Origin of the sequence: Aquabacterium humicola (assembly GCF_030167915.1) — a bacterium.
In the GTDB taxonomy this organism is placed as follows: Bacteria; Pseudomonadota; Gammaproteobacteria; order Burkholderiales; family Burkholderiaceae_C; genus Pseudaquabacterium; species Pseudaquabacterium humicola.
This window is the reverse complement of sequence record NZ_JARGNB010000001.1, coordinates 1,558,828-1,580,956: the sequence shown is the minus strand read 5'-3', so window position 1 is coordinate 1,580,956 and position 22,129 is coordinate 1,558,828. Positions and strand designations below refer to the sequence as shown.

The following is a 22,129-nucleotide window of genomic DNA, read 5'->3' as shown; positions in this document are numbered from 1 at the left end:
GCTGCCCGCCTCTGATGGCGATGCTCTGGCGCCGCCTCCTCCCCATCGCCCTCGCCGTGCCGCTCGTCGGCACGTTCTTCTGTCCGGCGCGCGCCGAGGCGCCCGACGTGCTTCCGCCGCCGGCGGTCAGCGCGCGGGTCGAGCCGATCGTGCCGCTGGCGGGCTTCACGACCCGCGACTTCGACTGGACCGACGAGGTGCGACAGCGCGCGGTGCCGGTGCGGCTGTACCTGCCCGATCGCGCGCTGAACGACGCGCCCGTGCCGCTGATCGTGTTCTCGCACGGCATCGGTGGCTCGCGGCTGGGCTACACCTACCTCGGCCGCTATTGGGCCAGCCAGGGTTACGCCAGCCTGCACCTGCAACATGTCGGCAGCGACCGCGGGGTCTGGCAGGGCAACCTGCTCGGTGTCGTCGGCCGCCTGCAGGCGGCGGCCCAGGAGCGCGAAGCGATCGCGCGCGTGCATGACCTGCGCTTCGCGCTCGACCAGCTGCTCGGCGGCGAGCTCGCGGCGAAGATCGACACGACGCGCATCGTCGCGGCCGGCCATTCGTATGGCGCGAACACGACGCTGCTGGCGGTCGGTGCCCGCGTCGAGCGCGAGGGCCGGCCGATGGAGCTGCGCGATCCGCGGCTGAAGGCGGCGATCGTCATCTCGGCGCCGCCGTTCTACGGCGAGTCGTCGGTGCAGCGCATCCTCGGCGGCATCGAGGTGCCGAGCCTGCACGTGACCAGCACCGACGACGTGATCCGGGTGCCCGGCTACTACTCGGCCGCCGAGGACCGGCTCGCGGTCTACGAGGCGACCGGCGGTGGCCGCAAGACCCTGGCCGTCTTCGAAGGCGGCTCGCACAGCATCTTCACCGACCGCACCGGCACCGGCGGCGCGGTGCTCAACCCGCAGATCAAGCGCGCGACGCAGGCGCTGTCGCTGGCCTTCCTGCGCAGCGTCTTCGACGGCGACAGCGCCGGCCTGGCGCAGTGGCCGCAGCAGTTCGGGCCGCTGCTGTCGCGCTATACGAACCCGTCGCGCTGAGCGCGGCGATCAGCCACCGCGGGCCACCGCGAAGCGCGCGAGCGTCTCGCGGCGCGCGTCATCGTGGTCGACCAGCGGCCGCGGATAGTCGCGGCCGAGCACGAGGCCGGCGGCGGCCAGGTCGACCGGGCGCGCGCGCCACGGCGCGTGGATCAGTGCATCGGGCAGCCCCGCCAGCTCGGGCAGGTAGCGGCGGATGAAGCGTCCGTCCGGGTCGAAGCGTTCGCTCTGCGACACCGGGTTGAAGATGCGGAAGTACGGCTGCGCGTCGCAGCCGGTGGACGCGGCCCACTGCCAGCCGCCGTTGTTGGCGGCGAGGTCGAAGTCGTTGAGGTGCACAGCGAAATACGCCTCGCCGCGCCGCCAGTCCAGCCCCAGGTCCTTGACCAGGAAGCTAGCGGCGACCATGCGCAGCCGGTTGTGCATGTACCCGGTCTGGTTGATCTGGCGCATCGCGGCATCCACCAGCGGGTAGCCGGTGCGGCCGGCGCACCACGCGTCGAAATGCGCGTCGGCCGCGGGGCCGTCGGCCCAGCGGATGCGGTCATAGGCGGGCCGGAACGCGTGGCCGACCACGTGGGGGTGGTGGTGCAGCACCTGGTGGTAGAAGTCGCGCCACACCAGTTCCGACAGCCAGACCTCGGCGCCGCGCGAGCCGCCCTGCACGCGTTGCCAGGCCGCGTCGGCCAGGCGCCGGATCGAGACGGTGCCGAAGCGCAGGTGGGTCGACAGGTAGCTGGGCCCCTTGCGCGCCGGGAAGTCGCGCGTCGCGGCGTAGTCGTCGATACGGTCGAGGAAATCGTCGAGCAGGGCCTGTGCGCCGGAAGCGCCCGTCGGCAGCGCCAGCTGATGCAGGTTGGTGGCTTCGAAGCCGAGTGCGCGCAGGCCCGGGAGGCCGGCGAGGTCCGCCGGCCGCGCCGCCAGCGCGCTCGCGTGCTGCTCGACCGGCCAGGCCCGCAGGTGCTGCGGCTGCAGCGCACGCAACCAGGCGTTCTTGTACGGCGTGAAGACGCTGTAGGGTGCGCCGGCCCCCGTCATCAATTCGCGGCGCTCGAAGACCACGTGGTCCTTGAAGCTGTGCAGCGCGATGCCCTTCGCCGCCAGCGCGTCGCGCACCGCCGCATCGCGCGCCAGCGCGGCCGGATCGTCGTCGTGGTTCGTGTAGACGGCCTGCACGTCGAGCCTCGCGGCCAGCGCCGGCAGCTCGTCCGCGGCGCGGCCGTGCCGGACGATCAGCCCGCCGCCTTGCACGCCGTGCGCCGCCGCCTTCTCGCGCAGCGCCGCATCGAGCTCGACGACGCTGTCGTGGATGAACTCGACTCGGCGGTCGGCGCGCGGCAGGGGGTCGAGGATCGCGCGGTCGAAGGCGAAGGCGCACCACACCTGCCGCGCCGACACCAGCGCGTGGTGCAGCGCCGCGTGGTCGTCGACCCTCAGATCACGACGGAACCAGACCAGGGCGCGGGCGTTCGGCTTGTCCATGCAGGCCAGTGTCGCCCACGGCGAGCGGCGGAGCCGCGGCTCTAGAATGCAGCCATGTCGTCCGATCGGATCAACCTGACCAACCAGTTCCTGATCGCCATGCCCGGCATGGCCGACGACACGTTTGCCGGTTCGGTCGTCTACCTGTGCGAGCACACCGAGAAGGGCGCGCTCGGGCTGGTGATCAACAAGCCGATCGACATCAAGCTGAAGAACCTGTTCGAGCGCATCGAGCTGAGCTTGGATTCCCCCGAGCTCGCCGAGCAGCCGGTGTACTTCGGCGGTCCGGTGCAGACCGAACGCGGCTTCGTGCTGCACGAACGCCTGGGCGATGCCGAGCGGCCGTACAACTCGACGCTGTCGATCCCCGGCGGCCTCGAGATGACCACCAGCAAGGACGTGCTGGAAGCACTGTCGCAGGGCGCCGGCCCGAAGAAGCTGCTGGTCACGCTGGGCTACAGCGGCTGGGGCGCCGGCCAGCTCGAGGACGAGATCGGCCGCAACGGCTGGCTCACCGTCGACGCGCAGCGCGAGATCATCTTCGACACGCCGGTCGAACAACGTTACGACCGCGCGTTGTCGCTGCTGGGCATCGATCCGCGCATGCTGAGCCAGGAAGCCGGCCACGCATGAACCAGGGCGCCGCGGTCCAGCGCCCGCAGTCGTTCCTGGCCTTCGATTTCGGCACCCAGCGCATCGGCGTCGCGAGCGGCAACACCGTGCTGGGCCATGCCACCGCGCTGACGACGATCGCCGCGCCGGCTGATGCACGCTTCGAGCACATCGGCCGGCTGATCGCCGAGTGGCGGCCCGATGCGCTGGTGGTCGGCGTGCCTGTGCATCCGGACGGCGCGCCGCACGACAATACGCGCCGCGCGCAGCGCTTCGCCCGCCAGCTGCACGGCCGCTTCCGGCTGCCGGTGCACGAGGTCGACGAGCGCTACTCGACGACCGAAGCGGCGCGCAGCGGCGCGGCGGACGTCGATGCCGCCTCGGCCGCCGTGATCCTCGATCAATACCTGACGAACCTTCCATGACCACCCTGACCCTCGATGCCGAGGCGCTGTACGCCGAGCTGCGCGCCGGCGTGCGCGGCCTGTGGCGGCCCGAGATGGCCCTGCTGGGCATCTGGTCCGGCGGCGCTTGGCTGGCCGAGCGCCTGCAGGCCGACCTGCAGCTGGCCGGCAAGCCCGGCGTGATCTCCAGCACGCTGCACCGCGACGACTTCGGCGAGCGCGGCCTGGCCGGGGGCGTCGATGCCACGAAGATCCCGTTCGCCGTCGACGGCGCGCACATCCTGCTGATCGACGACGTGCTGTTCACCGGCCGCACGATCCGCGCGGTGCTCAACGAGCTGTTCGACTTCGGCCGGCCTGCGAGCGTGACCTTGGCGGTGCTCGTCGACCGCGGCGGCCGCGAGCTGCCGATCCAGCCCGCGTTCGCCGCGGCCAAGGTCGTGCTGGCGCCCGCGCAGCGCCTGTCGCTGGCGCGCGCGGAAGACGGCCGCTTCGCGTTCTCCGTCCGCGAGGACTCCGCCTGATGCTGCACAAACGCAATCCACAGCTCAACGCGAACGGCGAGCTGATCCACCTGCTGTCGATCGAGGGCCTGCCGCGCGAGGTGCTGACGCACATCCTCGACACCGCCGGCACCTTCCTGTCGGTCAACGAGCGCGAGGTCAAGAAGGTGCCGCTGCTGCGCGGCAAGAGCGTCTTCAACCTGTTCTTCGAGAACTCGACGCGCACCCGCACGACCTTCGAGATCGCCGCGAAGCGGCTGAGCGCCGACGTCATCAACCTCGACATCGCGCGCTCGTCGACCGCCAAGGGCGAGAGCCTGCTCGACACCATCGCCAACCTCAGCGCGATGCATGCCGACATGTTCGTCGTGCGCCACGGCGAGAGCGGCGCGCCCTACCTGATCGCCCAGCACTGCGCGCCGCACGTGCACGTGGTCAACGCCGGCGACGGCCGCCATGCGCACCCGACACAGGGGCTGCTGGACATGTACACGATCCGCCACTTCAAGCGCGACTTCACGCAGCTGTCGGTGGCCATCGTCGGCGACATCGTGCATTCGCGCGTCGCGCGCTCCGACATCCACGCGCTGACCACGCTGGGCGTGCCGGACATCCGCGCCGTCGGCCCGAAGACGCTGGTGCCCGGCGACCTTCAAGGCATGGGCGTGCGCGTGTGCCACGACATGGCCGAAGGCGTGCGCGGCGCCGACGTGATCATCATGCTGCGCCTGCAGAACGAGCGCATGAGCGGCGCGATGCTGCCGTCGGCCGGCGAGTTCTTCAAGAACTACGGCCTCACCGATCACAAGCTCGCGCTCGCGAAGTCCGACGCCATCGTCATGCACCCGGGCCCGATCAACCGCGGCGTCGAGATCGACTCGGCGGTCGCCGACGGCTCGCACAGCGTGATCCTGCCGCAGGTCACCTTCGGCATCGCCGTGCGCATGGCGGTGATGTCCATCATCGCCGGCAACGAAGCCTGAACGCACAGATGAAGATCCTGATCAGGAACGGCCGGGTGATCGACCCGGCCTCGGGCCGCGACGAGACGGCCGACATCGCCATCGCCGCCGGCCGCATCGTGACGATCGGCCGCGTCGGCGATGACTTCAACGCCAGCCGGGTGATCGATGCGCGCGGCTGCGTCGTCGTGCCGGGGCTCGTCGACCTCGCCGCGCGCCTGCGCGAGCCGGGCCACGAGCACGAGGGCATGCTCGAGAGCGAGCTCAACGCGGCGGCGGCCGGCGGCGTCACCAGCCTCGTCTGCCCGCCCGACACCGACCCCGCGCTCGACGAGCCCGGCCTCGTCGAGATGCTGAAGTTCCGCGCCCGCAAGCTGAGCCTGTGCCGGCTGTTCCCGCTCGGCGCGCTGACGCGCCGCCTCGAAGGCGAGGTGCTGACCGAGATGGCCGAACTGACCGAGGCCGGCTGCGTCGGCTTCTCGCAGGCCGAGGTCGCGCTGCGCGACAACCTGGTGCTGATGCGCGCGCTGCAGTACGCGGCGACCTTCGGCTACAGCGTCTGGCTGCGGCCGCAGGACGCCTCGCTCGGGCAGGGCGTCGCGGCCAGCGGTGCGGTGGCGACGCGGCTCGGCCTGTCGGGCGTGCCGGTGGCCGCCGAGACCATCGCGCTGCAGACCATCGTCGAGCTGCAGCGCATCACCGGCGCGCGCGTGCACCTGTGCCGGCTGTCCAGCGCGGCCGGCGTCGCGATCGTGCGCGCCGCGAAGGCGGAAGGGTTGCCGCTCACCTCGGACGTCAGCATCAACTCGCTGCACCTGACCGACGTCGACATCGGCTACTTCAACTCGGCGATGCGGCTGACGCCGCCGCTGCGCCAGGGCGCCGACCGCGACGCGCTGCGCGCCGGGCTGGCCGACGGCACGATCGACGCGCTGGTGTCCGACCACACGCCGGTCGACGAGGACGACAAGAATCTGCCCTTCGCCGAGGCCGAACCCGGCGCCACCGGCCTGGAACTGTTGCTGAGCCTGGCGCTGAAATGGGGCGCCGAGTCCGGGCTGCCGCTGCCGCAGACGCTGGCCCGCGTGACCAGCGAGCCGGTGCGCGTGCTCGGCGAAGCGCTCGGTTCGCTGCAGTCGAGCGCCGGCCGGCTGATCGAAGGCGGCATCGCCGACGTCTGCGTCTTCGATCCCGAGCAGACCTGGACTGTCGATGCCGCCGCGTTGCGCAGCCAGGGCCGCCACACGCCGTTCGCCTTCGCGGCCACCGGCATGGCGCTACCGGGCCGCGTGCGTGCGACCCTGGTCGCCGGCACCGTGGCCTACGAGGCCTGAGATCATGGCCCCCTACACGCCTGCGGCGTGGTCCCCCCGGATCCGACAGGATCCCTTGCGCGATCCCGGGGGATCAGGCCCCTTGGGGCGGCCCGGCGGGGCCTGACCTTCGGTGACGAACGCCCGCGTCGGGCGGCTGCACGCCGCATGGCGGCTCGTGCGCGTGCTGCTGCACGTCGCACACGGCATGGCCATCGTCGCGCTGCGCTGGCACGCCCTGGATGCCGCCGGCCGCCACGGGCGCATCGGCTGGTGGGCCGGCAAGCTGCTGCGCCTGCTGGGCATCGAGGTGGTCGTCGATGGCACGGTGCGCAACGGCGCCGTGCTGCTGCTGGCCAACCACGTCTCGTGGCTCGACATCCTGGTGATCCACGCCAGCTGCCCGCGGGCGCGCTTCGTGTCCAAGGCCGACGTGCGTGCGTGGCCGCTGCTGGGCTGGCTGGTCGGCGCCGTCGGCACGCTGTTCATCGAGCGCGAACGCAAGCGCGATGCGCTGCGCGTCGTGCACCAGGTGGCGGCCGCGCTCGACGGCGGCGACGTCGTCGCGGTGTTCCCCGAGGGCACCACCGGCGACGGTCAGACCGTGCTGCCCTTTCACGCCAACCTGCTGCAGGCGGCGATTTCAACGAACGTGCCGGTGCAGGCGCTGGCGTTGCGGTACGCCGATGCGGTGCAGCGCTTCAGCCCGGTCGTCGCCTGGCTCGGGGACACGACGCTCGTCGACAGCGTCTGGACCATCGCCCGCGCGCGCGATCTGCGCGTGCACGTCGTGGTGCTGCCGCCGCAGGGCAGCCGCCATGCCGACCGGCGTGCGCTGGCCGCGCTGGTACGCAGCGCGATCGCCGCCGAACTGCATCGCGATCACAATGCCGCCGAGGAGCCCCGATGAGACCTGCGCTGATCCTGGCCTTCGACGACGAATGGCACCTCGCGCAGGCGCTGGCCGCGTCGCTGGCGCTGCCGCTCGAGCGCATCGAGCGCCATCGATTCCCCGACGGCGAGATCAAGCTCAGGCTGCCGCCGCAGCTGCCGGCCAGCGTGCTGCTGCTGCGCGGCCTGCACCGGCCGAATCACAAGCTGGTCGAGGTGCTGATCACCGCCCCCGCTGCCCGCGAGCTCGGGGTGCGCGAGCTGCTGCTGGTCAGCCCCTACCTCGCCTACATGCGCCAGGACATCGCGTTCACGCCCGGCGAGGCCGTCAGCCAGCGCCACATCGCGGGGCTGCTCGCGAAGGTGATCGACGGGCTGGTGACGGTCGATCCGCACCTGCACCGCATCCACTCGCTCGACGAAGTGATGCCGGGCTGCCGCGCGATCTCGGTCACCGCCGCGCGTGCGCTCGGCGAGTGGGTGCATCGCGAAGTGCCGCAGGCGTTGCTGCTTGGTCCCGACGAGGAGGCGTTGCAGTGGGTGGCCGAGGCCGGACGCGCCTTCGGGCTCGAGTACGCGACCTGCCGCAAGCAGCGCCGCGGCGACCGCGACGTGCGCGTGACGCTGCCGCCGTCGGTGCCGCTGGGCGGCCGCGCCGTCGTGCTGATGGACGACGTCGCCAGCACCGGGCGCACGTTGATCGAGGCCGCCGAAGCCTGCCTGGCCGCCGGTGCGGCGAGCGTGGATGTCGCGGTGACGCATGCCCTGTTCGTCGGCGACGCGTATGCGCAGGTGCGTGCCGCCGGCGTGCGCCACGTCTGGTCCAGCGACGCGGTGCCGCATGAATCGGCCTGCATCCCGGTCGCCCCGCTGCTGGCCGAGGCGGTGCGGCGCTTCGCCTGAGGACGGTCCGCGTCCCCGGGTACGACCCGCTAGGCGGGCACTGACTTCCGATCTAGAGTGCGCTCGCCGTTGGGAAGGTGAAGGAATCCGCCAGGTGGCGACGCAGCAACTGCTCAAGCTCGTATCGGGCCAGTTGAAGGTGGGCGCGGCCCTGCCGTTCGGCATCCGCGACGAACACGGCAAGCTGCTGCTGGCCCGTGGCCAGATGCTCGATTCCGAGCAGCAGCTGGCCTCGCTGATCGCCCGCGGCCTCTACGCCGACCTGGAAGAGGTCAAGGCCTACAAGGAAGGCCGCCAGCCGGTCGAAGCGGCCAACGGGCGCAAGCGCACGCTGTTCGACCTGTGGGAGCAGTCGGCCTGGCACCTGGACCGCCTGCACAAGAGCATCGACGAGCCCGGCTTCGCCGCGCGCTGCGACGAGTTCGCGACCTTGCAGATGGAACTGGTGCAGCGCGACGTCGACATCGCCATCTTCCTGTCGGTGCGGCAGGACCCGCGCCGCCTGCCGCTGTACGGCCTGACGCATGCGCTGCACACCGCCCTGGTGTGCCAGCTGATGGGCCAGCGTGTGGGCTGGGAGCCCGAGCGTGTGCGCAGTCTGGTGAAGGCGGCGCTGACGATGAACCTGACGATCACCGAGCTGCAGGGGCGCGTCGCCGCGATGGGCCGCATCACCGACACGCAGCGCGAGCAGGTGCGGGCCCATCCGCAGGCGACGGCCGAGCGGCTGCGCAGCGCGGGCATCGCCGACGAACGCTGGCTCGACGCCGTGCTGCAGCACCACGAGCGCCGCGGCGGCGGCGGTTATCCGGCCGGCCTGGCCGAGGTGGGCGAGGAGGCCACCGCGCTGCGCATGGCCGATGTCTTCATCGCCAAGATCAGCGCGCGCGCCGACCGCAAGGCCCTGTCGATCCAGGAGGCGGCGCGGCAGATGTTCGCCGAGGCCGCCGGCAACCCGCTGGCTTCGGCCATCATCAAGGAGTACGGCATCTACCCGCCGGGCAATGTCGTGCAGCTGGCCTCGGGCGAGCAGGCGGTGGTGATCCGCCGCGGCCCCACCGCGCTGACGCCGATGGCCGCCGCGATCACCGACAAGTCCGGCATGCCGACCGTCGCGACCACGCGCCGCGACACCGCGCAGCCGGCCTTCGCGATCAAGGCCGCGGCGGCGGACGCGTCGCTGTTGCAGCGCGTGCCGCCGGAGCGGCTCTACGGCCTGGCCGAATAGCGTCCGAAAGGGGCGGCAGCTCGGCCGGGCCCGGTTGCATCGTTGCCTTCAGGCCTTGCCCTGGTTCGCGACGGCCGCGGCGGCCTTGGCGATGGCTTCCGCGTCGCCCAGGTACTCGCGCCTGATCGGCTTCATGTCGGCGTCCAGCTCGTAGACCAGCGGGATGCCGTTGGGGATGTTCAGGCCGACGATGTCGGCATCGCTGATGCCGTCGAGGTACTTCACCAGGGCGCGGATCGAGTTGCCGTGCGCCGACACCAGCAGGCGCTCGCCGCGCTTGATCGCCGGCGCCAGCACCTCGTTCCAGCACGGCAGCACGCGCGCGACGGTGTCCTTCAGGCATTCGGTCAGCGGCACCTGTTCCGGCGCCAGCTTCGCGTAGCGCGGGTCCTGGCGCTGGCCGCGCGGATCGCCCGGCTCGAGCGCCGGCGGCGGCGTGTCGTAGCTGCGGCGCCATTGCAGCACCTGCGCGTCGCCGTACTGGCGCGCCATGTCGGCCTTGTTCAGGCCCTGCAGCGCGCCGTAGTGGCGCTCGTTCAGGCGCCAGTCGTTGACGATCGGCAGCCAGGTGCGGTCGAGCTGGTCGAGCGCGTGCCACAGGGTCCAGATGGCGCGCTTGAGCACCGAGGTGTAGCAGACGTCGAACTCGTAGCCAGCGGCCTTCAGCAGCCGGCCGGCTTCCTGCGCCTGCGCGACTCCGGTGGGCGTCAGCTCCACGTCGGTCCAGCCGGTGAAGCGGTTCTCGAGGTTCCAGGTCGATTCGCCGTGGCGGATCAGCACGAGCTTGTACATGGGGCGTCAGGCTTGGGTGGGGCGGCAAAGGGGCCGAATTCTATAATCCGGCCCCCTTCGAGAGCCCCTTGCGCATCCGCCGTGAAATTCATCGTCGACAACTGGCCGCTGATCCTCCTGGCCGCCACCTCGGGCGGCCTGCTGCTGTGGCAGACGCTGCAGAAGACCCAGGGCGGCACGATCGGCACCGCCGAGGCCGTGCGCCTGATCAACCGCGAGAAGGGCGTGCTGGTCGACGTCAGCGAGCCGGCCGAGTACGCCGCCGGCCATGCGGTCGGCGCACGCCACATCCCCTTCGGCTCGCTCGAGGGCGCGAAGGAGCTGCCGTCGAACAAGGCGCTGCCGGTGATCCTGATGTGCGCCAGCGGCGCGCGTGCGAACCGCGCCGCCGGGCTGCTGCGCAAGGCCGGCTACGAGAAGGCGGTCGCCGTCTCCGGCGGCCTCGCCGCGTGGCGGGACGCGAACCTGCCGACGGAAAAGGCCTGAACGGCCGGCCGCCGAGGCGACCCCGCCGGGCCGGTGCCGCGGCGGCCGGCCGATGACCGAGCGCCAGCAAGGCAATTCACGCGCTTGGACAATTGCGCTCATCTCCACTGCCCGCCGAAGTCGTCGTCGATGAATGCCGTCCGCATGTACACCACGCAGGTCTGCCCGTATTGCATCCGGGCCAAGGCGCTGCTGAAGCAGCGCGGCGTCGAGCAGATCGAGGAAGTGCGGGTGGACCTGAACCCGTCCGAGCGCGAGCGCATGATCGAGCTGACCGGCCGCCGCACGGTGCCGCAGATCTTCATCGGCGACACCCACGTCGGCGGCTGCGACGACCTGATGCTGCTGGACCGCAGCGGCGGTCTCGCGCCGCTGCTCGCCGGCGCCTGACCGGGCCTGCCCGGTCCGGGCCGTCCCCCCGCGGACGCGGGCCCGGCCCGCGGGTGCGCGAGCGATAATGCCCGCCGCAGCCAGCCCGCCCACCTGACGGAGGCGGGCTTTTCACATTCCCACCTGCTTCAAGCACATCCCATGGCCGAGCAAGACGCAACCCCGGTATTCCAGATCCAGCGCATGTACCTGAAGGACCTGTCGCTCGAGCAGCCGAACTCGCCGCAGATCCTGCTCGAGCAGCAGCAGCCGCAGGTCGACATCAACCTGTCGATGGCGGCCAGCGGCGTCGCCGACGGTGTGTTCGAAGTCACGGTCACCGCGACGGTGACCACCAAGGTCGGCGACCGCACGCTGTTCCTGATCGAGGCCAAGCAGGCCGGCATCTTCGAGATCCGCAACGTGCCGCAGGACCAGCTGCAGGGCATCCTCAGCATCGTCTGCCCGCAGATGATCTACCCCTACCTGCGCGCGATCGTCTCGGACGTCTGCACGCGCGCCGGCTTCCCGCCGATCATGCTGACGGAAGTGAACTTCCAGGCCATGTTCGAGGCCCAGCAGGCGCAGGCCCAGAACGGCAACGGCAGCGGCGTGCTGAGCAGCGCGAACTGACGACGCACCCGTCCATGCGCATCAGCGTGCTGGGCGCCGGTGCCTGGGGCACGGCGCTCGCCGTCGCCGCGGCGGCGCGTCACGACGAGGTGATGTTGTGGGCGCGCGATCCGGCGCAGGCCGCCGCGATGCGCGCCGACGCGTGCAATCGGCGTTATCTGCCCGAGGTTCAGCTGCCGGCGTCGCTGGCCGTGGCCGACGACTACGCGCGGGCGCTGGCCCATGCCGGCGACGACGGCCTGCTGGTCATCGCGACGCCGATGGCCGGGCTGCGCGAACAGCTGACGCGGCTGCCGGCGGCCGCCAACGTCGTCTGGCTCTGCAAGGGCTTCGAGACTTCCACCGGCGCGCTCGGCCACGAGATCGCACGCGCGCTGCGGCCGCAGGCGCATGCCGGCGTGCTGTCGGGCCCGAGCTTCGCGCTCGAGGTCGCGCGTGGCCAGCCGACGGCGCTGGTCGCCGCCAGCGCCGACGAGACGCTCACCGCGCTCGCGGTGCAGGCCTTCCACGGCGAGCATCTGCGCGTCTACACGTCCACCGACGCGATCGGCGTCGAAGTCGGCGGCGCGGTCAAGAACGTGATGGCGATCGCCACCGGCATCGCCGACGGTCTGTCGCTCGGACTCAACGCGCGCGCGGCGCTGATCACGCGCGGCCTGGCCGAGATGACGCGGCTCGGGCTCGCGCTGGGTGCCCGGGCGGAGACCTTCATGGGCCTGTCCGGCCTGGGCGACCTGGTGCTGACCGCCACCGGCGACCTGTCGCGCAACCGCAAGGTCGGCCTGCTGCTGGCGGCCGGCGAGCCGCTGCCGCAGATCCTCGCGCGGCTGGGCCATGTCGCCGAGGGTGTGCACACCGCACCGGTGGTGCAGGCGCGCGCGCGCTCGCTGGGCGTCGAGATGCCGATCACCGACGTGGTGGTCGAGGTGCTCGAGGGTCGGCTGGCGCCCGCGCAGGCGCTGCGCCAGCTGATGGCGCGCGAGGCCCGGCCGGAGACCTGATCCAAGGAACGCGCAGCGGCCGGGCGGGCGTCCTGGCGTCCTCGCCGGGCCGGGTGCCGGTCATGCCCCGCCGGCGTAGCCCTGCTGCCGCCAGGCCTCGAACACCACCACCGCGACGGTGTTGCTGAGGTTCAGGCTGCGCTGCCCGGGCCGCATCGGCAGGCGCACGCGCTGTTCCGGCGCGAAGTCGGCCAGCACGGGGGCGGGCAGGCCGGCGGTCTCGCTGCCGAAGACCAGCCAGTCGCCCGGCTGCCAGGCCATGCCCGCGAAGCGGCCGGTGCCCCGCGTGCTGAAGGCGAAGCAGCGGCCGCCGTCCGCCTGCTGCGCGGCACGCAGCGCGGCCCAGTCGGGGTGTCGATGCACGGCCGCGTACTCGTGGTAGTCGAGGCCGGCGCGGCGCAGCAGCTTGTCCTCCATCGCGAAACCCAGCGGCTCGACGAGGTGCAGCGTGCAGCCGGTGTTGGCCGCCAGGCGGATCACGTTGCCAGTGTTCGGCGGGATCTCGGGATGCACGAGCACGATGTGAAACATGCGCGCATTGTCGTCACCCGACCGCGGGTCCTGAGGGTCAGTCGCCGGGATCCGGCGTGCGCGCGATGACCCACAGGTCGACGGCCGCGGCGCCGGCGCGCAGCAGCACCTCGGCGGCCGCGGCCGCGGTGGCGCCGGTGGTCATCACGTCGTCGACCAGCGCGATGCGGCGGCCGGCCAGCGCCGCCGCGCGCGCCGGCTCGATCCACATCGCGTCGCGCAGGTTGGCATCGCGCTCGCGCCGGCTCAGGCCGACCTGGTGCGGCGTGTCGCGCAGCCGGCGAAGCGTCGCCGCATCGGCGGCCACGCCGCGTGCCCGGGCGATGCGACGGGCGATTTCCCAGGCCTGGTGGTGGCCGCGCTCGGCCAGGCGCGCATCGCTCAGCGGCACCGGCAGCACGAGGTCGACCGCCGGGCCCGGAGCGGCGGAGAGGGCGGCCAGAAGCGCGGCGGCGAGGGCCGGCGCGAGCTCGATGCGGCCGCGGAACTTGAAGTCGGCGATCAGCCGGTCCCACGGAAACGCGTAGTCGCCGGCACAGAGGCAGCGTTCGAAGGGCAGCGGCTGGCGCAGGCAGTCGGCGCAGGCCGGCAGCGCCACGCCGAGGCGCCGCGCGCAGCGGCCGCAGCGCGGTGCGGGCGCCGCGAAGCGCTGCAGGCAGTCCGCGCACAGCGGCTGCGCCGTCCAGCCGCGGCACAGCGGGCACTGGCGCGGGAAGCCGAAGCGGCCGGTGGTCCCGGTTCGACGCGGCAGGCGATGGCCGGACAGGCCGTCGATGATCATCGGCTCAATATACTGCCCGGCCCTGTTAAGCCCGGTCCCTCGAACCCGGTCCCATGTCCCCGCCGCCCGAACCCCGCACCGATGCCCGCGCCGTCGCGCGCGTGCTCGATCGGCTCGCGCGGGCCGAGGCCGCGCCCTGGTTGCACCAGGAGGTCGCCCGGCGCATGGCCGAACGGCTGCCGCTGATCAAGCAGCCGCCCGCGCGCTGGCTGGACTGGTGGGGCTTTCTCGGCGGCAGCGCCGACGCCGTGGCGACGGTGTTGCCGGACGCTCGGCGCCAGGTGATCGAACCGACCGCGGCGCTGGCCGAGCGCAGCCAGGCCGCGCTGCGGCCGGCGTGGTGGCGGCGCTGGCTGCCGGCCGGCGAGGTGTCGCCGGTCTGGCGCGAGCACGAGGTGCCGCCGCAGTCGGCGTCGATGCTGTGGGCGAACATGGTGCTGCACTGGTCGCCGCAGCCCGAGGCGCTGCTGGCGCGCTGGCACGCGGCGCTCGCGGCCGACGGCTTCCTGATGTTCTCGACGCTCGGCCCCGACACCTTGCGCGAGCTGCGTGCGCTGTACGAGGAGTTCGGCTGGCCCGCACCCCATCCACCCTTCACCGACATGCACGACATCGGCGACCAGCTGGTGCACGGCGGTTTCGCCGACCCGGTGATGGACCAGGAGACGCTGACCTTGCACTGGTCGTCGCCGGACGCACTGCTGGCCGAGTTGCGCTCGCTCGGCGGCCACCTCGGGCTGCAGCGCACGCCGGGCTTGCGCACGCCGCGATGGCGCGAGCGGCTGAAATCCGCGCTCGCCGAGCGCGCCGACGCGCAGGGCCGCATCGCGCTGCGCTTCGAGCTTGTCTACGGCCATGCCTTCAAGGCCGCGCCCAAGCCGCCGCCCGGTGCGCCGGTGGCGATTCCGCTCGACGAGCTGCGCGCCTCGTTGCGTTCGCGCCGCGCGGGGCCGGGCACATCGTGACGCTTGGTTAGAATCCCGCGGTTCAGCCGTGCCCGGGTCCGTTCCAGGACCAACCGCCATCGAAGGGCACGCCTGTTCCTCGAGCCGCCGCCCAATGACCGCCACCCTTGCCCCCAGCCCCTGGCCCGCGCCGGCGTCGCCCCGTCGCGACGGCGGCTGGCGCTTCGGCCGCCGCGGCACGGGGGCCGACGAGGGCAGCTGGCGCTGGGACCTGCGCCGCAACTGCGCCATTTCGCCACGTCAGCTGCTGTCGGCCTACGGGCTGCTGTGCTCGCTGGTGCTGGTCGTGGCTGTCGGCTTCTGGAGCCAGGGCGTGCCGTCGGTGCTGCTGTTCGCCGGTGTCGAGCTGCTGGCGGTGGGCGCCGCGATGCTGGTGATGGCGCGCCATGCCGGCGACCGCGAACTGATCACGTTGGCCGGCCGCGAGATGGCCGTCGAACAGCGCGTCGGCCCGCAAGTGGAATGCACGCGCTTCAGCGCCGACTGGGTGCGCGTCGAGCCCGCCGCAGGTGCCGGCTCGCTGGTGGAATTGTCGGGCGAGGGACGCAGCGTACGCATCGGCCGCCATGTGCGGCCCGAGCTGCGCGACGAACTGGCCGAGGAGCTGCGCTGCGCGCTGCGCCTGTCGCAGGCAGGGTCTGCGTCGATTGGTGCCGGCGGTGGACCGGATTGGGATCACGAACTTCAAGCATGACGATGAACACGACAAAGACGCTTTGCCATCGCATCGCCGCAGCCGGCCTCGGCATGGCGACCCTGCTGGCCGGCCCGGCCGCGCGGGCCGCGGCCGCGGTGGCTGATCTGCCCGGCGGTCCGAAGACCAACCAGCTCGACCTGCACGAGCCGGTGACGCGCATCGCGTCGGACATCCAGGGGCTGCACTACTTCATGCTGGTGGTGTGCCTGGTGATCTTCGTCGCCGTCTTCGGCGTGATGTTCTATTCGATCTTCAAGCACCGCAAGTCCAAGGGTGCGAAGCCGGCGAACTTCCACGAGAGCGTGGCCGTCGAGATCGCCTGGACCATCGTGCCCTTCGCCATCGTCATCGTGATGGGCATGGCGGCCACGCGCACCGTCGTCGCGATGAAGGACACCAGCAACGCCGACCTCACGATCAAGACCACCGGCTACCAGTGGAAGTGGGGCTACGACTACCTGAAGGGCGAAGGCGAGGGCATCGGCTTCCTGTCGACGCTGGACGTCACGCAGCGCCAGCTGTCCGACGCCGCCAAGCCGGCCGGCGACAACTACCTGTTGAAGGTCGACAACCCGCTGGTGGTGCCGGTCAACAAGAAGATCCGCATCATCACCACCGCCAACGACGTGATCCACGCGTGGATGGTGCCGGCCTTCGCGGTCAAGCAGGACGCGATCCCGGGCTTCGTGCGCGACACCTGGTTCCGCGCCGAAAAGACGGGTGACTTCTACGGCCAGTGTGTCGAACTGTGCGGCAAGGAGCACGCGTACATGCCGATCCACGTCAAGGTCGTGTCACAAGCCGACTACACGAAGTGGGTCGAGGGCAAGAAGAAGGAGATGGCGGCCAAGGCCGACGATCCGAACAAGACCTGGACGCTCGACGAGCTGCTGACGCGCGGCGCGAAGGTGTACGCCGCCAACTGCGCGGTCTGCCACAAGCCCGACGGCTCGGGTGCCGGCCCGATCAAGGCGCTGGACGGTTCGCCGATCGTGAAGGACGCCGACAAGGCCAAGCAGATCGACATCGTGCTGCACGGCAAGGGCGCGATGCCGGCGTGGAAGACGCTGTCCGATACTGAGCTCGCCGCGGTCATCAGCTACACGAAGAACGCCTGGTCGAACAAGACCGGCCAGATCGTGCAGCCGGCCGACCTGGTCGCCGCCCGCAAGTAATTCCGAAGATTTCCAGAGCACCAGACCGCTGAAAGGCCCGCCGATGAGCGCCGTCCTCCCGCAACACGCTGCCCACGATCACCACGACGATCACGCGCACCACGCCCCGCATGGCTGGCGTCGCTGGCTGTTCGCGACGAACCACAAGGACATCGGCACGATGTACCTGTTGTTCTCGTTCACGATGCTGATGATCGGCGGCGTGCTCGCGCTGTGCATCCGCGCCGAGCTGTTCCAGCCCGGCCTGCAGTTCTTCAACCCGGAGCTGTTCAACTCGTTCACCACGATGCACGGGCTGATCATGGTCTTCGGCGCGATCATGCCGGCCTTCGTCGGCTTCGCGAACTGGATGATCCCGCTGCAGATCGGCGCGTCGGACATGGCCTTCGCGCGCATGAACAACCTGAGCTTCTGGCTGCTGATCCCGGCGGCGGTGATGCTCGCGGGCTCGTTCTTCATGCCCGGCGGTGCGCCGGCGGCCGGCTGGACGCTCTATGCGCCGCTGACGCTGCAGATGGGCCCGTCGATGGACGCCGGCATCTTCGCGATGCACATCATGGGCGCGTCGTCGATCATGGGCTCGATCAACATCATCGTGACGATCCTGAACATGCGCGCGCCCGGCATGACGCTGATGAAGATGCCGCTGTTCGCCTGGACCTGGCTGATCACCGCGTACCTGCTGATCGCGGTGATGCCGGTGCTCGCCGGCGCAATCACGATGACGCTGACCGACCGCCATTTCGGCACCAGCTTCTTCACGCCGGCCGGCGGCGGCGACCCGATCATGTACCAGCACATCTTCTGGTTCTTCGGGCACCCCGAGGTCTACATCATGATCCTGCCGGCCTTCGGCATCGTCAGCGCGATCATCCCGGCCTTCGCCCGCAAGCGCCTGTTCGGCTACACGTCGATGGTCTACGCGACGGCGTCGATCGCGATCCTGTCGTTCATCGTCTGGGCCCACCACATGTACGTCACCGGCATGCCGGTGACGGGCCAGCTGTTCTTCATGTACGCGACGATGCTGATCGCGGTGCCCACCGGCGTGAAGATCTTCAACTGGATCGCCACGATGTGGCGCGGCTCGATGACCTTCGAGACGCCGATGCTGTTCTCGGTCGGCTTCCTGTTCGTGTTCACGATGGGCGGCTTCACCGGGCTGATCCTGGCGATGGCGCCGATCGACATCCAGCTGCAGGACACCTACTACGTCGTCGCCCACTTCCACTACGTGCTGGTGGCGGGCTCGCTGTACGCGCTGTTCGCCGGCGTCTACTACTGGGGCCCGAAGTGGACCGGCGTGATGTACAGCGAGACGCGCGGCAAGATCCACTTCTGGGGCTCGTTGATCTTCTTCAACCTGACCTTCTTCCCGATGCACTTCCTCGGCCTGGCCGGCATGCCGCGCCGCTACGCCGACTACCCGCTGCAGTTCACCGACTTCAATGCCATCGCGTCGATCGGCGCCTTCGGCTTCGGCCTGATGCAGGTCTACTTCTTCCTCTTCATCTGCGTGCCGATGATGCGCGGCAAGGGCGAGAAGGCACCGCAGAAGCCGTGGGAAGCCGCCGAAGGCCTTGAATGGGAAGTGCCGTCGCCGGCGCCGTTCCACACCTTCGAGACGCCGCCCAAGCTCGATGCGACGGCGACCAAGGTGATCGGCTGACCATCGCCGCGATGACTGCGATGGCCCGATCCACCGAAGAGCAGCGCAAGGCGAACCGCCGCCTTGCGTGGACGCTCGCATCCGCCGCGCTGGTATTCGGCCTGGGCTTCGTCGCCAAGGTCGTGCTGTTCGGCCGCTGACGCGGCAGGCGCTACACACGCGAAAGACGCGGCACCATGTCGACCACGAAGCCCGGGCTGCTGCATCGCGACAACCGTCGCATGCTGGGCAAGCTGGCGGTCATCGCGCTCGCGATGTTCGGCTTCGCGTACGCGCTGGTGCCGCTGTACTACTCGATCTGCGAGGCGCTCGGCATCAACGTGCTGTCGGTCAGCGAACGGCTGACCTCAGCGGGCCTCGCCGGCACGCGCGAGCGCAAGGGCAGCACGCAGGTCGACTACTCGCGCAAGGTGACGATCGAGTTCGACGCCAACGCGCGCGGCCCGTGGGACTTCAAGCCCGCGCAGCGGTCGATCGAGGTGCATCCGGGCGAGCTCGCCACGGTGATGTACGAGTTCAAGAACGTGCAGGATCGCACGATGGCCGCGCAGGCCATCCCGAGCTACGCGCCGATGCAGGCCAGCCCGCACTTCAACAAGCTGGAGTGCTTCTGCTTCAACGAGTACGTCCTGAAGCCGGGCGAGAGCAAGCAGTGGCCGGTGGTCTTCTACGTCGACCCGAAGCTGCCGAAGGACGTCACGACGATCACGCTCTCGTACACCTTCTTCGAGGTCGGCGGCAAGGTGGCGCCGAAGTCGGCCACGGCGCCGTCGGTGCTGAAGTCGACCGCCGCGCCGTCGGTGCGCGACGCGGAGAAGGCGTCGTGAGCGACGACCGCAACGGCCTGAAGGGCGCGGCGGCCCGCAAGGGTTCGTTCCTGCAGACCATGCGCGCGGTCGGCTGGTCGTTCTTCGGCGTGCGCAAGTCGTCCGAGTATGCGAAGGATGTGGAGAAGCTGAACCCGGTGCACGTGATCGTCGCCGGCATCATCGGCGCCGCCATCTTCATCGGCGTCCTGGTGCTGGTGGTGCGCTGGGTCGTCGGCAGCGGGGTCGCGCGCTGACGCGTGGCCCGCAGACAGGTTTTTTGGTTTCGAGGAGAGCACACAAGATGTCCGCAGCGACTCCAGGGGTGACCCCCTACTACTTCGTCCCGGCGCCGTCGCGGCATCCGGTGATGGCCGCCTTCGGCCTGTTCCTGGTGATCCTCGGCGCCGGCCAGTGGGTCAACGGCCACGGCTGGGGGGCCTATTCGCTGGCCGCCGGCCTGGTTTGGTGGCTGGCCACGCTGTTCTTCTGGTTCCGCGACTCGATCGGCGAGAGCGAGAGCGGACAGTACTCCGAGCGCGTCGACGTGTCGTACCGCTGGAGCATGAGCTGGTTCATCTTCTCCGAGGTGATGTTCTTCGCCGCGTTCTTCGGCGCGCTGTACTGGGCCCGCGTCTACTCGGTGCCGATGCTCGGCGACATCGACCACCGCGAGATCCTGTGGCCGGACTTCCGCGCCGTGTGGCCGAGCGGCGGCACCGGCTCCACCGCGTCGCCGGCGGACACCGTCGAGCCCTTCCGCGTGATGGGCCCGTGGCCGATCCCGACCATCAACACCGCGATCCTGCTGACCTCCGGCGCGACGCTGACGATCGCCCACCACGCGGTGATCGCCGGCCAGCGCTCGAAGGCCATCGCCTGGATGTGGCTGACCGTGCTGCTGGGCATCACCTTCGTCGGCTTCCAGGCCTACGAGTACATCCATGCCTACCGCGACCTGAACCTGAAGCTCACGTCGGGCATCTACGGCTCGACCTTCTTCATGCTCACCGGCTTCCACGGCTTCCACGTGTTCGTCGGCATGCTGATGCTGGTGTTCATCACGCTGCGGCTGATGAAGGGCCACTTCACGCCGGAGCGCCACTTCGGCTTCGAAGGCGCCGCGTGGTACTGGCACTTCGTCGACGTGGTCTGGCTGGGCCTGTACTTCCTCGTCTACTGGCTCTGACCCTCTCGATCTGTCGAAACGAAAACGCCGCCATCGGGCGGCGTTTTTTCTGGTGCCACGACACTAGCGCAGCGGCAGCCCCGACGGCTTGATCCACCCCAGGTGCCACGAGAGCAGGATGAACAGGAACAGCGCGATCGACAGCCCGACCCGCAGCGCGAGCGCTCGCGCCATGCGGGCGTCGCGGTCGTTGCGGTCGGTCTTCCTGCGCAGCATCAGCAGCCCGGCGCTGGCCAGCGCGACGAGCACCAGCACCAGCATCACGACGATCACGGTCTTCATCGGCGCCGATTATCGGCGGGGGTCCCAGGCGTGATCGCGGGCTGGCGCGAGCGCGCGATCTTCCTCGTCGCGACGGTTGCCGCCTGCGCGGGCACCGCGCGGCTCGGCGTCTGGCAACTCGATCGCGCGGCGCAGAAGCAGGCCATCGCCGACGCAATCCGCACGCGCTCGACGCAGCCGCCGCTGCCCCAGGCCGAGCTCGCGCGCGACGCAGCGGCGGCCGTGGGCCAGCACTACCGGCCTGTGGTGGTCAGCGGTCGCTGGCTCGCCGCGCGCACCGTCTTCCTCGACAACCGCCAGATGGATGGCCGGCCCGGCTTCTTCGTGCTGACGCCGCTGGAGCTCGCGCCGGGCGACGCGGTGCTGGTGCAGCGCGGCTGGCTGCCGCGCAACTTCCAGGACCGCACGCAGCTGCCGGCGCTGCCGACGCCCGAGGGCGCGGTGCGCCTGTTCGGGCGCATCGCGCCGCCGCCATCGTCGCTGCTGGGCTTCAGTGAAGGCGAGCGTGGCCCGATCCGGCAGAATCTGGTGCTCGACGACTTCTCTCGCGAGATCGGCATCCGACTGCGGCCGCTGTCGATCCAGCAGCTCGACGAGCCCTCGGCGCCGGCCGAGCCCCTGCAGCGCCGCTGGTCGCAGCCGGTGCTCGACACCGGCAAGCATCACGGCTATGCCTTCCAGTGGTTCGCGCTGTCCGCGCTGATCGCAGGTTTCTATGTCTGGTTCCAAATCCTCCGTCCCCGACGCGGCGGCCGCTGAGCCGCTCGGCCTGACCGTGCACGGTCTGCCGAATCCTGCGCTGCCGGACGACACGCAGCGGCGCAGCGGCCGCATCCGCATGCTGCTGATCCTGCTGGTCTGCGCGATGCCGGTGATCGCCAGCTACTTTCTCTATTACGTGGTCAAGCCCGGTGGCCGCGGCACGAACTACGCCGAGCTGATCCAGCCGACCGTCGCGCTGCCGTCGGTCGACGCCCGCGGGCCGGACGGCCGCCCCGTCGCCTTGCAGAGCCTGAAGGGCCAATGGCTGCTGGTCGTCGTCGGCAGTGGTGCCTGCGATGCGGCGTGCGAAAAACGGCTGTACCTGCAGCGCCAGCTGCGCGAGATGACCGGCCGCGAGCGCGACCGCATCGACAAGCTGTGGCTGGTGGTGGACGACGCGCCGATCGCCGCGCCGCTGCAGGCCGCGATCGAGCAGTCGCCGGCGACGCAGGTGCTGCGTCTGCCGCGGGCCGCGGTTGCCGCCTGGTTGAAGCCCGCGGAAGGACATGCGCTGGACGACCACCTGTACATCGTCGATCCGATGGGCGAGTGGATGATGCGCGCGCCGGCCGACCCCGACCCGGCCAGGCTCAAGCGCGACCTCGAGCGCCTGTTGCGGGCGTCGGCCAGCTGGGACCTGCCCGGACGCTGACCCG

At 70.6% G+C, this 22,129-nt stretch carries 28 protein-coding genes; 23 read left to right on the top strand and 5 right to left on the bottom strand.

Annotated elements, in window-relative coordinates; translation table 11 throughout:
- Positions 1 to 14: 14 nt before the first annotated feature.
- On the top strand, positions 15 to 1,037 hold the full coding sequence (locus P1K89_RS07025; protein WP_284615670.1) for an alpha/beta hydrolase family protein: 1,023 nt from the start codon (positions 15 to 17) through the stop codon (positions 1,035 to 1,037).
- Positions 1,038 to 1,046: 9 nt separating this feature from the next.
- Here P1K89_RS07025 and P1K89_RS07020 read toward each other — a convergent pair whose 3' ends face one another.
- A complete protein-coding gene (locus P1K89_RS07020) occupies positions 1,047 to 2,519 on the bottom strand; it encodes a cryptochrome/photolyase family protein (RefSeq protein WP_284615669.1) in 1,473 nt (490 codons plus the stop codon).
- 54 nt (positions 2,520 to 2,573) lie between these two features.
- Between P1K89_RS07020 and P1K89_RS07015 the strand changes: the two genes are divergently transcribed.
- The 8 genes from P1K89_RS07015 to P1K89_RS06980 all read left to right on the top strand — a co-directional run bounded on the left by P1K89_RS07015 (position 2,574) and on the right by P1K89_RS06980 (position 9,335).
- On the top strand, positions 2,574 to 3,152 hold the full coding sequence (locus tag P1K89_RS07015; RefSeq protein WP_284615668.1) for a YqgE/AlgH family protein: 579 nt from the start codon (positions 2,574 to 2,576) through the stop codon (positions 3,150 to 3,152).
- Positions 3,149 to 3,556 (top strand): Holliday junction resolvase RuvX, encoded by a 408-nt coding sequence (gene ruvX, locus P1K89_RS07010; RefSeq protein WP_284615667.1) that lies wholly within the window; start codon positions 3,149 to 3,151, stop codon positions 3,554 to 3,556. The genes P1K89_RS07015 and ruvX overlap by 4 nt, the downstream gene beginning before the upstream one ends.
- Positions 3,553 to 4,059, top strand: a complete 507-nt coding sequence (gene pyrR, locus P1K89_RS07005; RefSeq protein ID WP_284615666.1) for a bifunctional pyr operon transcriptional regulator/uracil phosphoribosyltransferase PyrR — start codon at positions 3,553 to 3,555, stop codon at positions 4,057 to 4,059. Before ruvX ends, pyrR begins: the two co-directional genes overlap by 4 nt.
- Positions 4,059 to 5,021, top strand: coding sequence for an aspartate carbamoyltransferase catalytic subunit (locus tag P1K89_RS07000; protein WP_284615664.1), 963 nt, complete (start codon positions 4,059 to 4,061; stop codon positions 5,019 to 5,021). The genes pyrR and P1K89_RS07000 overlap by 1 nt, the downstream gene beginning before the upstream one ends.
- 8 nt (positions 5,022 to 5,029) lie before the next feature.
- Positions 5,030 to 6,334 (top strand): dihydroorotase, encoded by a 1,305-nt coding sequence (locus P1K89_RS06995; protein WP_284615663.1) that lies wholly within the window; start codon positions 5,030 to 5,032, stop codon positions 6,332 to 6,334.
- Between the two features lie 112 nt (positions 6,335 to 6,446).
- Positions 6,447 to 7,223: a lysophospholipid acyltransferase family protein gene (locus P1K89_RS06990; RefSeq protein WP_284615662.1), complete on the top strand. Its 777-nt coding sequence runs from the start codon at positions 6,447 to 6,449 to the stop codon at positions 7,221 to 7,223.
- Positions 7,220 to 8,107: a ribose-phosphate diphosphokinase gene (locus tag P1K89_RS06985; protein WP_284615661.1), complete on the top strand. Its 888-nt coding sequence runs from the start codon at positions 7,220 to 7,222 to the stop codon at positions 8,105 to 8,107. Before P1K89_RS06990 ends, P1K89_RS06985 begins: the two co-directional genes overlap by 4 nt.
- 94 nt (positions 8,108 to 8,201) lie before the next feature.
- Positions 8,202 to 9,335: an HD-GYP domain-containing protein gene (locus tag P1K89_RS06980; protein WP_284615660.1), complete on the top strand. Its 1,134-nt coding sequence runs from the start codon at positions 8,202 to 8,204 to the stop codon at positions 9,333 to 9,335.
- A gap of 48 nt (positions 9,336 to 9,383) precedes the next feature.
- Here the strand turns inward: P1K89_RS06980 and gpmA are convergent, their stop codons facing one another.
- Complete coding sequence (gene gpmA / locus P1K89_RS06975; RefSeq protein ID WP_284615659.1) at positions 9,384 to 10,127, bottom strand: 2,3-diphosphoglycerate-dependent phosphoglycerate mutase; 744 nt, start codon at positions 10,125 to 10,127, stop codon at positions 9,384 to 9,386.
- Between the two features lie 81 nt (positions 10,128 to 10,208).
- Between gpmA and P1K89_RS06970 the strand changes: the two genes are divergently transcribed.
- The 4 genes from P1K89_RS06970 (at position 10,209) to P1K89_RS06955 (ending at position 12,616) form a co-directional block, all read left to right on the top strand.
- A complete protein-coding gene (locus P1K89_RS06970; protein ID WP_284615658.1) occupies positions 10,209 to 10,613 on the top strand; it encodes a rhodanese-like domain-containing protein in 405 nt (134 codons plus the stop codon).
- Positions 10,614 to 10,742: 129 nt separating this feature from the next.
- Entirely contained in the window at positions 10,743 to 11,003 is a 261-nt protein-coding gene (gene grxC / locus P1K89_RS06965) for a glutaredoxin 3 (RefSeq protein WP_284615657.1), read from the top strand.
- A 141-nt stretch (positions 11,004 to 11,144) separates the two neighbouring features.
- Positions 11,145 to 11,615: a protein-export chaperone SecB gene (secB, locus tag P1K89_RS06960; protein WP_284615656.1), complete on the top strand. Its 471-nt coding sequence runs from the start codon at positions 11,145 to 11,147 to the stop codon at positions 11,613 to 11,615.
- A gap of 14 nt (positions 11,616 to 11,629) precedes the next feature.
- Positions 11,630 to 12,616 (top strand): NAD(P)H-dependent glycerol-3-phosphate dehydrogenase, encoded by a 987-nt coding sequence (locus P1K89_RS06955; RefSeq protein WP_284615655.1) that lies wholly within the window; start codon positions 11,630 to 11,632, stop codon positions 12,614 to 12,616.
- A gap of 60 nt (positions 12,617 to 12,676) precedes the next feature.
- Here the strand turns inward: P1K89_RS06955 and P1K89_RS06950 are convergent, their stop codons facing one another.
- Positions 12,677 to 13,147, bottom strand: coding sequence for a tRNA (cytidine(34)-2'-O)-methyltransferase (locus P1K89_RS06950; RefSeq protein WP_284615654.1), 471 nt, complete (start codon positions 13,145 to 13,147; stop codon positions 12,677 to 12,679).
- A 37-nt stretch (positions 13,148 to 13,184) separates the two neighbouring features.
- On the bottom strand, positions 13,185 to 13,928 hold the full coding sequence (locus tag P1K89_RS06945; protein WP_284615653.1) for a ComF family protein: 744 nt from the start codon (positions 13,926 to 13,928) through the stop codon (positions 13,185 to 13,187).
- A 53-nt stretch (positions 13,929 to 13,981) separates the two neighbouring features.
- On the opposite strand from P1K89_RS06945, the gene P1K89_RS06940 reads away from it, so the two are divergent.
- From P1K89_RS06940 to P1K89_RS06905, 8 genes are all read left to right on the top strand, one after another.
- Complete coding sequence (locus tag P1K89_RS06940) at positions 13,982 to 14,893, top strand: methyltransferase domain-containing protein (RefSeq protein ID WP_284615652.1); 912 nt, start codon at positions 13,982 to 13,984, stop codon at positions 14,891 to 14,893.
- 94 nt (positions 14,894 to 14,987) lie between these two features.
- A complete protein-coding gene (locus P1K89_RS06935) occupies positions 14,988 to 15,587 on the top strand; it encodes a DUF2244 domain-containing protein (protein ID WP_284615651.1) in 600 nt (199 codons plus the stop codon).
- Positions 15,588 to 15,640: 53 nt separating this feature from the next.
- A complete protein-coding gene (coxB, locus tag P1K89_RS06930) occupies positions 15,641 to 16,765 on the top strand; it encodes a cytochrome c oxidase subunit II (protein WP_284616324.1) in 1,125 nt (374 codons plus the stop codon).
- Between the two features lie 43 nt (positions 16,766 to 16,808).
- The gene (gene ctaD, locus P1K89_RS06925; RefSeq protein WP_284615650.1) at positions 16,809 to 18,434 is read left to right on the top strand and encodes a cytochrome c oxidase subunit I; all 1,626 of its coding nucleotides are present in this window, start codon (positions 16,809 to 16,811) and stop codon (positions 18,432 to 18,434) included.
- A gap of 20 nt (positions 18,435 to 18,454) precedes the next feature.
- The gene (locus P1K89_RS06920; RefSeq protein ID WP_284615649.1) at positions 18,455 to 18,574 is read left to right on the top strand and encodes a cytochrome oxidase small assembly protein; all 120 of its coding nucleotides are present in this window, start codon (positions 18,455 to 18,457) and stop codon (positions 18,572 to 18,574) included.
- A 36-nt stretch (positions 18,575 to 18,610) separates the two neighbouring features.
- The gene (locus P1K89_RS06915) at positions 18,611 to 19,261 is read left to right on the top strand and encodes a cytochrome c oxidase assembly protein (RefSeq protein WP_284615648.1); all 651 of its coding nucleotides are present in this window, start codon (positions 18,611 to 18,613) and stop codon (positions 19,259 to 19,261) included.
- On the top strand, positions 19,258 to 19,497 hold the full coding sequence (locus P1K89_RS06910) for a DUF2970 domain-containing protein (RefSeq protein ID WP_284615647.1): 240 nt from the start codon (positions 19,258 to 19,260) through the stop codon (positions 19,495 to 19,497). Before P1K89_RS06915 ends, P1K89_RS06910 begins: the two co-directional genes overlap by 4 nt.
- A gap of 47 nt (positions 19,498 to 19,544) precedes the next feature.
- Complete coding sequence (locus tag P1K89_RS06905; RefSeq protein WP_284615646.1) at positions 19,545 to 20,429, top strand: cytochrome c oxidase subunit 3; 885 nt, start codon at positions 19,545 to 19,547, stop codon at positions 20,427 to 20,429.
- A gap of 63 nt (positions 20,430 to 20,492) precedes the next feature.
- On the opposite strand, the gene P1K89_RS06900 is transcribed toward P1K89_RS06905, so the two are convergent.
- Positions 20,493 to 20,711 carry a DUF2909 domain-containing protein gene (locus tag P1K89_RS06900; protein WP_284615645.1) on the bottom strand — a complete coding sequence of 73 codons (219 nt, stop codon included), beginning with the start codon at positions 20,709 to 20,711 and terminating at the stop codon, positions 20,493 to 20,495.
- 30 nt (positions 20,712 to 20,741) lie between these two features.
- Between P1K89_RS06900 and P1K89_RS06895 the strand changes: the two genes are divergently transcribed.
- Both P1K89_RS06895 and P1K89_RS06890 read left to right on the top strand, forming a co-directional pair.
- Positions 20,742 to 21,470, top strand: a complete 729-nt coding sequence (locus tag P1K89_RS06895; RefSeq protein WP_284615644.1) for an SURF1 family protein — start codon at positions 20,742 to 20,744, stop codon at positions 21,468 to 21,470.
- A complete protein-coding gene (locus P1K89_RS06890) occupies positions 21,427 to 22,125 on the top strand; it encodes an SCO family protein (protein ID WP_284615643.1) in 699 nt (232 codons plus the stop codon). Before P1K89_RS06895 ends, P1K89_RS06890 begins: the two co-directional genes overlap by 44 nt.
- The last annotated feature ends 4 nt before the right edge of the window (positions 22,126 to 22,129 follow it).